The sequence below is a fragment of the Flavobacterium sp. N2820 genome, assembly GCF_025947285.1.
In the GTDB taxonomy this organism is placed as follows: Bacteria; Bacteroidota; Bacteroidia; order Flavobacteriales; family Flavobacteriaceae; genus Flavobacterium.
Genome location: NZ_CP110008.1, coordinates 438,476 through 451,313, shown reverse-complemented (window position 1 = coordinate 451,313; position 12,838 = coordinate 438,476). Strand labels below are relative to the sequence as shown.

Sequence of the window (12,838 nt, the reverse complement as noted above, 5' to 3'; positions counted from 1 at the left end):
ACGTAAAATCTCAATAAATAATGTAATTTTGTGTAGAACAATTTGAAATTTACAATGAAAAACGTAGCCATTATCATGGGAGGTTACTCTAGCGAGTACAAAATTTCGTTAACTAGCGGAAATGTAGTGTTTAACAACATTAATCGTTCAAAATTTAATCCGTATCGTATTCATATTTTCAAGGAAAAGTGGGTGTACGTAGATGAAAATGATGCCGAATTCCCAATTGATAAAAACGATTTTTCAGTAACAGTTAATGGAACAAAAATCAATTTTGATGTGGTTTTTAATGCGATTCACGGAACACCAGGCGAAGACGGTTTGATGCAAGCCTATTTTGAACTATTGAATATACCTCAAACTTCGTGTGATTATTATCAAGCAGCGTTAACGTTCAATAAACGCGATATGTTATCGGTTTTAAAACCTTACGGAATCAAAACGGCGGAATCGTACTATTTGAATTTAGGCGACGAAATTAACGTAGACACTATTTTAGCGAAAGTGAGCTTACCTTGTTTTGTAAAACCAAATAAATCAGGTTCAAGTTTCGGAATTTCAAAAGTAAAAACGGCGGCAGAATTTCTTCCAGCTATTGAAAATGCTTACAAAGAAGACGACGAAATCATCATTGAAAGTTTCTTGGACGGAACAGAAGTTTCGGTGGGTGTGATTAATTATAAAGGAACGGTTACCGTTTTACCTATTACCGAAATCGTATCTGAAAACGACTTTTTTGATTACGAGGCGAAATATTTAGGAAAATCAAAAGAGATTACACCAGCCAGAATTTCAGATGAACTGAAAGTAAAAATTGAAATGGTTGCCAAAAGAGCCTACGAAGTATTGAAAATGAAAGGTTTTTCGAGAAGTGAATTCATTATTGTTAACAATGAACCTCACATGTTAGAAATGAATACGATTCCTGGTTTAACTACTGAAAGTATTTTACCTCAACAAGCTCGTGAAGCTGGAATTTCGTTACCCGAATTATTTGAAAACGCTATTGAATTGGCTTTAAAGTAATAAAACATGAAAAAAGCAATATTTCCAGGTTCATTTGATCCAATCACAAACGGTCATTACGATATTATCAAAAGAGGCGTTTCATTATTTGATGAAGTCATTGTAGCCATTGGTGTGAATGCCGAAAAAAAATATATGTTTTCGTTAGAAGAACGCAAACGCTTTATTGAAGAAGCTTTCAAAGACGAACCAAAAGTTAGAGTGATTACTTACTCAGGTTTAACCATTGATTTGTGCAAAAAAGAAAATGCTGAATTCATTTTGAGAGGCTTAAGAAATCCGGCCGATTTTGAATTTGAAAAAGCCATTGCACACACCAATCGTATGATGTCAAAAATTGAAACGGTTTTCTTATTAACAGCAGCTCGAACATCTTTTATATCCTCAAGTATTGTGCGTGATGTGTTGCGGAATGGAGGTGATATTACGCAATTGGTTCCAAAATCGGTTATAGACAAGAAGTAAAATCTTTCGCTTTATTTATTAATGTTTACTTTTGCACTTTAAATTACCAAAGCCAAAATTTATATGCAGAAAGTATTCAATCTATTCAATTTTAAACAAAAGGTAGACTACAAAATTGAAATCTTAGCAGGCTTAACGGTTGCTATGACCATGATTCCTGAATCCTTATCCTTTGCGATTTTAGCTGGCTTTCCTCCTCTTGTTGGATTATATGGTGCTTTTATCATGGGATTAATCACGGCTGTTTTTGGCGGTCGTCCTGGATTAGTTTCTGGAGGCGCTGGTGCAACGGTAATTGTTTTAATCGCCTTGATGCAATCGCACGGATTAGAATACGTGTTTGGTGCTATAGCTTTGGCTGGTGTAATTCAAATTATTGTAGGATTATTCAAGTTAGGCAAATTCATTCGATTGGTACCACATCCTGTAATGTTTGGATTCGTAAATGGATTAGCGGTTATTATTTTCATGTCGCAATTTGAACAATTCAAACAAGTTACCAATGGAACTTCAGAATGGCTTTCGGGTTCGCCTTTGCTTACAATGAGTGCTTTAGTGGCATTAACCATTGCTATTATTCTTATTTTTCCAAAAATTACCAAAACGGTTCCAGCTTCATTAGTTGCTATTATTGTGGTATTTGCAGTTGTGGTAGGCTTTAATATCGATACCAAACAAGTAGTTGATATTGCTTCTGTTAGCGGTTCCTTACCTCCTTTTCATATTCCAGAAATTCCATTTACTTGGGAAACTTTCATGATTATTTTGCCTTATGGAGCTATTATGGCAGCTGTTGGTTTAACCGAAGGCTTGTTAACGCTGAATTTAGTAGATGAAATTACAGCTACCAAAGGAAACAGTAACCGTGAATGTTTAGCACAAGGTGGCGCCAATATTGCCAATGGTTTTTTCTACGGAATGGGTGGTTGTCCAATGATTGCGCAAACGTTAGTGAATTTATCCGCAGGTTCGCGCGCTCGTTTATCTGGAATTGTAGCGGCTTTAACCATTTTACTTATAATTTTAGTCGGAGCACCAATTATCGAATTGGTTCCAATGGCGGCTTTAACGGGCGTGATGATTATGGTTGCGATAGGAACTTTTGAATGGGCAAGTTTTAAAGCGTTTACCAAAATGCCAAAGTCGGATATTTTAGTGATGGTAATTGTTACTTTGATTACGATTTTCTTACATAATTTAGCCTTAGCTGTTTTGGTTGGCGTAATTATTTCGGCTTTGATTTTTGCTTGGGAAAGTGCAAAACGCATTCGTGCTAGAAAATTCATCGATAAAAATGGCGTAAAACATTATGAATTATTTGGCCCTCTTTTCTTTGGTTCAACCACAGCATTTGCTGAAAAATTTGATATAAACAACGATCCAAACGAAATTATAATCGATTTTGCCGAAAGTAGAATTTCAGATATGAGTGCCATTGATGCCGTAAATAAAATCACCGAACGCTATGCAAAAGTGGGTAAAAAAGTACATCTAAAACACTTAAGCCCTGATTGTATTGATTTACTAAAAAATGCCGAAGCAATAATTGATGTCAATATTTTAGAAGACCCAACGTATACAGTTGCAGTTGAGAAAGTGTAACATATTTTATCTTCCCTTGTCATCCTGAACTTGTTTCAGGATCTAAAACATTGAGAAGCTGAAACGAGTTCAGCTTGACAAAAACGCTAATTCTCAAACACAATCAACTTTTCTTTGATAATTAATTTCGAAAAGTGAAATTCGTTTTTTATCCATTCTAAAGTTTTGGGTTGGTAAATGAAAACATGGGTAAAATCATCTTTGTAATACCAATTTTCAAAAGGCTTTTGGTTGCTATAAACCTCAGTTTTGCAATATAATTTACCTTTCGGAAGTAATAAGCTTTTCAGTAGTTCAAATTCTTGATAGGGATGATGAAAATGCTCCATTACTTCGCAACAGGAAACATAATCGTATTTTTGGTTCAAAAGTGATGGTTCATCCGCGAAAAACAAATCGTAATTCTGTACTTGAAAGCCTTTATCTGTCAACATTTTAGCAATCACCGGACCCGTTCCGGAACCAAAATCCAGACCTTTAGCTTCTGGTGAAAAATCGTGTAAAACAGCATTAACAATAGGAAAAACAAACGCTTGATAGCGTTCATCAAAAATATCATTATTGTGTTTTTCATAATGCTCTTTCTCAGCTTCAGCGGTTAAAAAAGTATGTTTGGGTCTAAAGATGCCTTCGCAATTATTGCATTTATAGAACAAATGCCTTGGTTTTTCGCAAAAAAGCGTTGCAGGAGAATTACATAATGGGCAATTTAGATTCATTTTATCCTGAATTTACATCAATACATTGTCATTTCGACGCAAGGAGAAATCTCATAATTCAATCTACGTTATGTGATTCCTCCTTGCATCGGAATGACAAAAAACTAATTCATAACTTTTTTAATTAAAATAAAGCACTATTTTCTATTATTCTCTTTACGTGACGTAAATTTTGGATGGTTTTCTTCCTCCTCCTCCTCTTTCTTAATCACCTTTCTCGCCACTTCAATTTTATATTTCTTCCCTTTCATTTTTTCATCTTTGATGTTTTGCAATAACAATTTTACTTTGGGATATTTCACCGCTACAAAAGAAATAAAATCTTTGACTTCAATTAATCCAATATCATCTTTTTCCAATTTTCCTTTTTGCGAAAAGAAACCTACAATGTCAATTTTATTCAACTTATTTTTCTTTCCTCCGCTGATGTAAAGCGTTTGAAACAAAGGTGCCTTTGGTAATGATTTAGCTGCTGAAACATCTAATCTACGTTTGCCATAATCAAAATAATCGGCTTTCTTTTCGGTTTCGTGAATTAGCACATAAGCGGTTCCAGTTGCCAACATACGTGCGGTTCTTCCGTTTCTATGGGTGAATTCATCTTCTTTTGCGGGTAAATGGTAATGAATTACGTGTTTCATTTCTGGAATATCCAAACCTCTCGCCCCTAAATCGGTCGTAATTAAATACGAAACACTTCCATTTCTAAATTGAATCAAAGCACGTTCACGCTCGTCTTGATCTAATCCGCCGTGATAATACGTGGAAATAATGCCTTTTTGGGTTAACATTTCATGAATGCGTTCCACAGCTTCTCTATGGTTGCAAAATATCAATGCTGCTTCTGAATTTAAAGAACAAATCAACTGAAACAACGAATCAATTTTATCCTTCGATTTCGAAAAAACGATGCGAACATCTAAATTATCGTTCTGTTTTTGGTTCGGAATAAAATCAATTACTTTCGGATCAATTACTTTGGTATATTTTGGAATTTCTACACCTGAAGTCGCAGAAACTAAAATACGTTTATTGGCTCTGGTAATTTTTCCAATGATATAGGACATTTCCTCATGAAAACCCAATTGCAACGATTTATCAAATTCATCTAAAACATAGGTTTTGATGTTATCCGTAGCAAAACTTCCTCGGTCTAAATGATCGGCAATTCTTCCGGGTGTTCCAATTAACAACGCTGGAGGATTACTTAAATTATTGATTTCAATATCAATCGAATGGCCACCATAACACGTATTGACTTTGTAATGCGTACCCATTTTTTTCCAAACTTGTTCTATTTGCAAACCTAATTCGCGCGAAGGCACTAAAATTAAGCACTGCACACCTTTTACATCTTCTTCTAATAATTGAAAAATGGGTAATAAAAACGCTAATGTTTTCCCTGAACCTGTTGGAGAAAGTAATAACACGTTATCTTCATTCAAAATAGCACGCTGTGCTGCTTCTTGCATTTTGTTTAAACTTTGAATACCAAGATTCAATAGTACATTGTTGGAATATGGATTTTGACTCATGCGGCAAAGATAAAGCCAATTATTTAAAAATTACGAATTATAAAATTCTACCTCAAAAAGATTCTTTATTTTTGAAAATCAAATACAATTCTGCTATGCGTTTTTTAAATATAAGTTTGCTTTTTTTCTCTTTTTCAATATTCGCTCAAAACGATTTCACCACACCATTTGAACGTGGCAATGGCAATCAATCTACAACCTATGAAGAATGTATTGCGTTTTATGAAAAATTAGACGAAAGTTTTACGAACATTCAAATGATTCACAAAGGCACATCCGATAGCGGAAAACCTTTGCATTTAGTGCTTTTTTCAAGCGATGGAAAGTTTGATTTTGACGAATATTTTACTAAAAATAAAGCTGTAATTTTAATCAACAATGGAATTCATCCAGGCGAACCTGACGGAATTGATGCAACGATGATGTTGATGCGCGATTTAGCCATGGGAAAAATAAAAACAGCTAAAAACACATTTATTGCAGCTATTCCAGTGTATAATGTAGGCGGAATGTTGAATCGAAATTCGCATTCAAGAGCCAATCAAAACGGTCCAGAGGAATACGGTTTTAGAGGAAATGCTCGAAATTATGATTTGAATCGCGATTTCATTAAATCAGATACTAAAAATTCGAGAAGTTTTCAAAAGTTATTTACCGAGTTAAATCCCGATATTTTCTTAGACAATCACGTTTCTAATGGCGCGGATTATCAATATACGTTTACTTGTATTGCGACCCAACATGAACGTTTGGGAAACAAATTAGGGAATTATTTCATCAATGAATTATATCCTTCGGTGGTGAAAGACATGAACAAAAAGAAAATCGATGTGGTTCCGTATGTAAATGTGCACAGCACCACACCTGATAAAGGTTTTGAGCAATTTACCGATACACCAAGATATGCCACAGGTTACACGACATTGTTCCACACGTTAGGGTTTGTTCCTGAAACGCACATGTTGAAAATTTATAAAGAACGTGTGAAAGTTACCTATGAATTTATGGTTAGCACGATACTTTTTGCAGATACAAATTGGCAAAAAATCAAGCAAATGCGAAAAGACGCATTGAACGAATATCAAGTTGGAATGCAATACCCGTTGGATTGGGCAATTGACTCTACAAAAGTGTCATACATAGATTTTAAAGGCTATCAAGGCGATTATAAACCAAGTGCTATTTCAGGAAAAGACCGATTGTTTTACGATAAAAGCAAACCGTTTACCAAAAAAATTCCGTTTTATGGCAATTATAAGCCTACGAAATTCGTGAGTATCCCCAAAGCGTATATCATTCCACAATCGCAATGGCAAGTGTTGGATATTTTAAAATTGAACAATATCAATGCGCATCGTCTTCAAAACGACACTATTATTGAAGTAGAATCCTATAAAATTGAAAGTTATCAAACCTCAAAATCACCATACGAAGGACATTACGGACATTACAATACGAAAGTGTCCAAATCGACTCAAAAAGTGAAATTTTTTATGGGCGATTATGTGTTTTACACGAATCAACCTGGTGTGAAATATTTAGTAGAAACTTTAGAACCAGAAGCAGTGGACAGTTATTTCAATTGGAACTTCTTTGATCCTATTTTACAACAAAAAGAATATTTTTCGAGTTATGTTTTTGAAGATTTAGCCAAAGAATTCTTAGACAAAAACCCAAAAATCAAAGCCGAATTAGAACAAAAGAAACAAAACGACAAAGCTTTCGCTGAAAACGGTGCAGCACAATTGGATTGGGTGTATCGACAATCACCTTATTATGAAAAGGCACATTTGCAGTATCCGGTTTATAGAGTGAATTAAATACATGAAATCATGAAATCAAAAATTACATTTTTTACATTATTTTTTTCAATCACATTTTTTGCCCAAGAAAAAGAAGAAAAAAGCATAGAATCATATCAATTAGAATATATTAATTCAGGTAATAAGTTTCTTTCAAAATCTAAAGGATTAAATGCCCTTTATTCCTTTTATTTTGCAACAAGCTTTAACTTTGATAATGAACCAATGACTGAATATGAAAAATATGCAAGAACAAAAGTAGATTCTTTGTTACCAATCTATCAAGCAATTGAAAAAGAAAAATGGAAAGGAAAATGGAAACTAAAACAATTAAAATTCAATGACTATAATTATGAATATATAGAAATCACAGATAGTACCGTTATTTTTTACAATAAAGATAGTATTAATACTCCTTGCAGAATTGAAAAAATAAAATTTGCAAACTACGATAAATTAAATATGTTTAATTTTTATAAATGCTTAGAATTCGAGAACAATGAAATATGGGAATTTACTTTTGAAAAAGTAAAAGGAGAAAAAAGACTTATCATTTTCATAGTTAGAAATACGAGTGGAACAGGTTATTTTTTAGTAGATGACAGATCATTAATTAAAGATAGAAAAAAAAGAAAAGAAGCAATAAAACAGGAAATTAAAACATATTATGTTTTAGAAGAATAATAAAAAACTTAATTAATTTTTCAAACAACCTTCTCCGCCTCAAACAACAACTTAATATTCTCGTACGAGTTCTCTAATAAAAACTTAATATCCTTTGGATTCACCCATTCTACACGTTCAATTCCTTCATCGGCTTGGCCTTGTGGTGTGCCTTCAAATTTGGTACGCATTTCAAACCATTGCGTAATTTTTAGTTTGTAGCGACCATTGCGTTTGAAAATATGGTAGGTTCTTTGCAGTTTCTCGGTGATGGCTAATCCGGTTACGCCAGTTTCCTCTTCTACTTCTCGCATAGCGGTTTCTTCAATGGTTTCGTTTTTTTCGGTGCCGCCTTTTGGTAAATCCCATTTGCCATTTCTAAAAATAAAAAGCACATCGCCATTAGCATTAAAAACCAATCCGCCACCTGCTTTTTCAACTGGTAATTTGGCACGAAGTGTTTTCATGATTAACTTTTCATCGGGATGATATAGAAACGCTTTCTGAATTTTATGCTGAAAAATTTTAACAATCAACTTCTTGATGTCAACACTTTCCAATAAAAAAAGTTTGAAATCAGTTTCTTTTTGCACTTCATTTGTCAAAAAAAGTGGCTTATCGTTCACAAAAACTTTATACATTTGCAATATGATTTTTAATAACAACACAGCACAACAAACAGCCGAATTGCTTTTACAAATAAACGCAATTAAATTAAATTCTAAAAATCCTTTTACGTGGGCTTCAGGCTGGAAGTCACCAATTTATTGTGATAACCGCATAATCCTTTCATTTCCAGCGGTTAGAAACTATATTCGCGATGAATTTGCCAAACATATTGAAGAAAAATTTGGCAAACCCGATGTAATTGCAGGCGTTGCAACTGGCGCAATTGGCATTGGTATACTTGTTGCTGAAGCAATGGGACTGCCTTTTGTATACGTTAGACCAGAACCAAAAAAACACGGAAGACAAAATCAAGTGGAAGGTTTCTTGCAAAAAGGACAAAACGTGGTAGTCGTAGAAGATTTAATTTCAACTGGAGGAAGCAGTTTATTAGCAGTTGAAGCTTTACGAAACGAAGGAGCAAACATCAAAGGAATGGCAGCGATTTTTACGTATGGTTTTCCCGTTTCTAAAGAACGATTTGAAGCAGCCAATTTGGATGTTTTCACACTAAGTAATTACGAAAATTTATTACAAAAAGCGGTTGACAAACAATATGTTTCAGAAAATGAATTAGAAACATTAAGTGCTTGGAACGCAAATCCAGCAGAGTGGAACGTGGAAGTTTAGTTGGGAAATGGAAGTTGGGAGTTGGAAGTAAAAACTAACTTTTAAACTTGTTATTGTAACCTTTTAAACTCTTAACCTTATAAACTTTTAAACAAAAAAATATGAACTTAGAAAGTCCAAAAGTAAACGTACCAAAGTCAGCTGAATATTTATTCAATGCTTTGAACGACGTAAAAAATTTCGAGAAATTAATGCCTGAAAATATCGCTAAATTTGAAGTAATTGACGAAAATTGCTTTGAATTCGGATTAAAAGGTATGCCAGAAATTAAATTGGTGAAAAAAGGCGGCACTCCAAATTCACAAATCGTTTTAGGAGCGGCTTCAAGTAAGTTGCCTTTTACCTTAACTGGAAACTTAAACGCAATCGATGCGGATAACACAGAAGTACAATTAGATTTTGAAGGTGATTTCAACCCAATGATGGCAATGATGATCAAAGGACCAATTTCAAAATTCATTGAAACATTGGCTCAAAATATGGGAAAATTGTAATTTCCTGAATAATTTATTGAACACGAATTGCATGAATTAGCAGAAATGTTAATTAGGTAATTCGTGTTTTTTTATATTGATTCTTGTCATCCTGAACTTGTTTCAGGATCTTTTCTTATATTTTTGAGATGCTGAAACGAGTTCAGCATGACAGAAGTTTTATTTATGCAGTTTTTAACGCTTCAACCAACAAATCAATGTCTTCTTTGGTATTAAAATGACTGAATGAGATGCGTAAACTTGGTTTTTTAGCTTCTTCTGGTGATAAAAATTCGGCTAAAACGTGCGATGGTTTAATGCTTCCGCTTTGGCAAGCACTTCCGCGAGAAACGGCAATTCCTTTCATATCTAGGGTAAATAACAACATTGATGTCTTTTCTTCCGATAAAGGCAATTGGACATTCAAAAGGTTATAAAACGTATTTTCTCCGTTAATTTTCACCTCAGGAAATACTTTTTTTAATTCCGAAAAGCAATAATTTTTTAAATCGGAAATGTAATTGGTGTCTTTTTCTAAATGTTCATAAGCTAATTCTAACGCTTTTGCCATTCCTACGACTTGATGTACAGCTTCGGTCCCAGCACGCATGCCCTTTTCTTGCTCTCCTCCAAAAATCATCGGTTGTAGCATGGAATTCTTTTTCAAATACGCAAACCCGATTCCTTTTGGACCATGAAATTTATGCGCAGAAGCCACTAAAAAGTCAATTCCTAACTCTTGTACATCTAAATTTATTTTTCCGACAGATTGCACCGTATCACAATGAAAAAGCGCTTTCGCATACTTGCATAAGTCTGAAACGCGTTTGATGTCTAAAATCGTTCCTATTTCGTTATTTACATGTATAAGCGAAACCATTGTTGGTACATCTGACAATAATTTCGAAGCCAAATCTTGGTAATCGATGTTTCCGTTTGGTAAAATAGCAATGTATTCCACTTGAATTCCGAATTCCTTTGCTAAATGTACGAGGGTGTGCAACGTAGCATGATGTTCGATTTTAGTGGTGATAATGCGTTTTATTCCCAAATCTTTAACAGCACTGGTCAAAATCCAATTGCTAGCTTCGGTGGCACTTGATGTGAAAATAATTTCGGAAGCTTGTGCATTTAATAATTTAGCAATCGATTTTCGTGAAGATTCTAACAAAGTCTTGGCACTTCTCCCAAAACTATGCGTTGAAGATGGATTCCCGAAATCATTTTGAAGTACACTCAACATCGCAGTAATAACTTCTGGATGAATAGGCGTGGTTGCGGCGTTATCTAAATACACTTTTCTCATAAGGCAAAGATACAAATCATTTTATTTTGGAAGTCTTAAATTCAATTCGGTTTTAAATTAACAAACTTTAGCATTAAAATAAATTAAAACCTTTATTTTTGTTACCACAAAACCAATTAATACATGAAAAAAATCATCGTTTTATTAGCTTCGGTATTCATCTTTCAATCTTGTGACGATGGAGACTTAACGTTGGAAACATTTAATTTTAATAACGAAACCGTTCAGGAATGTAATGATTTGCTATATGTTGTAAATGATAAAGAAATTATTATTTTGGATATTCCAGCTTCAAATTTTATAAATGAAGCTACAACAGTTGGAACACCTAGAATGTATACTTTAACCTCAAGTGAACAATTGGTTTACAGATTGTATGATGGAAGTGTGAGTAGCACAACTATTTGCTCAACAATTCCTCCTGCAACACCAAGCACAGTTGAAGAATATAAAGCTCAAGCAGGTGGGCAAATTCAAATTATAACAACTGCCATACCTTCTGTTAACGAAACCACTAAAGCAACAAGTATTACTTATACACATCAAATTAAATTGATTAATGTTCAGTTTTCAAATGGTGATAAAATAATTAATTACGAAGAATTTTTATTTGGCAATTACACTTCACAAGTCAATACATTATCATTTAATTTTTCTGCAAACAATGGGACACAGTGTAATGCCAATAATCTTTATAAAAACAATAACACTCAACTGATAACTTTTGATTTTCCCGATTATTTATTACCTACCACGCCGGGCACATCATCAATTAGCCTAGATAATAACAATACAGTAACCTATAAAATGTTTAGTGGTGCAACATTAACAAATGCCGAAATTTGTTCTCCAACATCACCTAATAGTCCATTCATTATTGAAGAGGAATGGATAGCTACTGAAGGAACAATTGAAATTGTAACAACAGCTGTAACGGGATCAAATAATTTACCCGCATTGCTTTATGAAATTACTTTTACGAATATAATTTACAGAAAAGGAAACTTATCATTTACACATGACAGTTTTGATTTTGGAGAATATCTGACAAATTAATAATTGTTATACAACAAATAAAAAAACGTCATTTAAAGAATTAAATGACGTTTTTTTGTTATTTCACATTTTGCTTAATGTATACTTCAGTTGCTCCCAAACCATACTTTTGATAGTTTGCATCTTGGAACGAAATGTTGTCATAACGACCCAATAAAAAATCTAAATCGGCTTTCAAAACACCTTCACCAACACCATGAATAAACACCACTTTTGGCATTCGATTTTTGATAGCAAAATCGAGTTGTCTTTTTGCTGTTTCTATTTGTAAAGTTAAAATATCGTAATTGCTCATGCCACGTTTTGAAGAAACTAATTTTTCAATATGCAAATCAACTTCTAATACAAAATCCTCCTTGCGAGATTTCTTTTCTTTAACAAAACTGCGCTTTTTTGGAGCTTCTTTATCTTTTAAAACCGAACTTAAACTTTGAGTTGAAAAAAAACCGCTTAAAGTACTGGAATTGTTTATCTTAACTAATTCGTTGACAAAAAATGTCATCGTAAATTTATCGGTAGTTTCAATAGAAATTTCGTTATTTTTAACCGCAACTACGATGCCCGAAATGGCTTCGTCTAAAACTTCAACCTTGTCTCCTATTTCAAATTTCTGTGTCATTTTCTTCTTCGTTTTTAGATGGTATTTTCTTCATTAATCGAAATAATCCGAACATAAAAACTGCCATTGCTCCTATCATAATAAATCGATTTGGAGCTGGTTTTGACTGCTCAATCATAGCTAAAATTCCGACCGAAGCAAACAATAAAATATATAAAAATTGTTTCATGATTTTATCTTTATTTAGAGTTTCCAAAAGTAGTCTTTTTAACTTTAGTATTTGTTTCTTAACTTTTTTTTGTAAACTTGTAAATCAAATTTAACCACAAAAAGTTT

The 12,838-nt window shown here is 33.5% G+C and carries 14 protein-coding genes; 8 read left to right on the top strand and 6 right to left on the bottom strand.

All coding sequences use genetic code 11. From position 1 onward, the window contains the following. Positions 1-54: 54 nt before the first annotated feature. From OLM52_RS02120 to OLM52_RS02110, 3 genes are all read left to right on the top strand, one after another. Positions 55-1,026: a D-alanine--D-alanine ligase gene (locus OLM52_RS02120; protein ID WP_264549502.1), complete on the top strand. Its 972-nt coding sequence runs from the start codon at positions 55-57 to the stop codon at positions 1,024-1,026. A 6-nt stretch (positions 1,027-1,032) separates the two neighbouring features. Continuing rightward, a complete protein-coding gene (gene coaD / locus OLM52_RS02115; RefSeq protein ID WP_264549501.1) occupies positions 1,033-1,491 on the top strand; it encodes a pantetheine-phosphate adenylyltransferase in 459 nt (152 codons plus the stop codon). Between the two features lie 63 nt (positions 1,492-1,554). Then, on the top strand, positions 1,555-3,093 hold the full coding sequence (locus tag OLM52_RS02110; protein WP_264549500.1) for a SulP family inorganic anion transporter: 1,539 nt from the start codon (positions 1,555-1,557) through the stop codon (positions 3,091-3,093). 86 nt (positions 3,094-3,179) lie between these two features. On the opposite strand, the gene OLM52_RS02105 is transcribed toward OLM52_RS02110, so the two are convergent. Continuing rightward, complete coding sequence (locus OLM52_RS02105; protein WP_264549499.1) at positions 3,180-3,812, bottom strand: class I SAM-dependent methyltransferase; 633 nt, start codon at positions 3,810-3,812, stop codon at positions 3,180-3,182. Positions 3,813-3,949: 137 nt separating this feature from the next. Continuing rightward, complete coding sequence (locus OLM52_RS02100) at positions 3,950-5,347, bottom strand: DEAD/DEAH box helicase (protein WP_264549498.1); 1,398 nt, start codon at positions 5,345-5,347, stop codon at positions 3,950-3,952. Positions 5,348-5,442: 95 nt separating this feature from the next. On the opposite strand from OLM52_RS02100, the gene OLM52_RS02095 reads away from it, so the two are divergent. Then, positions 5,443-7,167 (top strand): M14 family zinc carboxypeptidase, encoded by a 1,725-nt coding sequence (locus OLM52_RS02095; RefSeq protein WP_264550511.1) that lies wholly within the window; start codon positions 5,443-5,445, stop codon positions 7,165-7,167. Positions 7,168-7,179: 12 nt separating this feature from the next. Further along, positions 7,180-7,833: a hypothetical protein gene (locus OLM52_RS02090; RefSeq protein ID WP_264549497.1), complete on the top strand. Its 654-nt coding sequence runs from the start codon at positions 7,180-7,182 to the stop codon at positions 7,831-7,833. A gap of 20 nt (positions 7,834-7,853) precedes the next feature. Here the strand turns inward: OLM52_RS02090 and OLM52_RS02085 are convergent, their stop codons facing one another. Then, complete coding sequence (locus OLM52_RS02085; RefSeq protein ID WP_264549496.1) at positions 7,854-8,453, bottom strand: NUDIX hydrolase; 600 nt, start codon at positions 8,451-8,453, stop codon at positions 7,854-7,856. Positions 8,454-8,460: 7 nt separating this feature from the next. Here OLM52_RS02085 and pyrE point away from each other — a divergent pair, with 7 nt between their 5' ends. Both pyrE and OLM52_RS02075 read left to right on the top strand, forming a co-directional pair. Continuing rightward, on the top strand, positions 8,461-9,108 hold the full coding sequence (gene pyrE, locus OLM52_RS02080; protein ID WP_133606230.1) for an orotate phosphoribosyltransferase: 648 nt from the start codon (positions 8,461-8,463) through the stop codon (positions 9,106-9,108). 101 nt (positions 9,109-9,209) lie between these two features. Further along, positions 9,210-9,602 (top strand): SRPBCC family protein, encoded by a 393-nt coding sequence (locus OLM52_RS02075; RefSeq protein WP_264549495.1) that lies wholly within the window; start codon positions 9,210-9,212, stop codon positions 9,600-9,602. Between the two features lie 163 nt (positions 9,603-9,765). On the opposite strand, the gene OLM52_RS02070 is transcribed toward OLM52_RS02075, so the two are convergent. Continuing rightward, entirely contained in the window at positions 9,766-10,887 is a 1,122-nt protein-coding gene (locus tag OLM52_RS02070) for a cysteine desulfurase family protein (RefSeq protein ID WP_264549494.1), read from the bottom strand. A 123-nt stretch (positions 10,888-11,010) separates the two neighbouring features. Between OLM52_RS02070 and OLM52_RS02065 the strand changes: the two genes are divergently transcribed. Next, the gene (locus OLM52_RS02065; RefSeq protein WP_264549493.1) at positions 11,011-11,943 is read left to right on the top strand and encodes a hypothetical protein; all 933 of its coding nucleotides are present in this window, start codon (positions 11,011-11,013) and stop codon (positions 11,941-11,943) included. A gap of 58 nt (positions 11,944-12,001) precedes the next feature. On the opposite strand, the gene OLM52_RS02060 is transcribed toward OLM52_RS02065, so the two are convergent. Both OLM52_RS02060 and OLM52_RS02055 read right to left on the bottom strand, forming a co-directional pair. Beyond that, positions 12,002-12,562, bottom strand: coding sequence for a Smr/MutS family protein (locus OLM52_RS02060; RefSeq protein WP_264549492.1), 561 nt, complete (start codon positions 12,560-12,562; stop codon positions 12,002-12,004). Beyond that, positions 12,546-12,731 carry a hypothetical protein gene (locus OLM52_RS02055; protein ID WP_264549491.1) on the bottom strand — a complete coding sequence of 62 codons (186 nt, stop codon included), beginning with the start codon at positions 12,729-12,731 and terminating at the stop codon, positions 12,546-12,548. Before OLM52_RS02055 ends, OLM52_RS02060 begins: the two co-directional genes overlap by 17 nt. Positions 12,732-12,838: the final 107 nt, after the last annotated feature.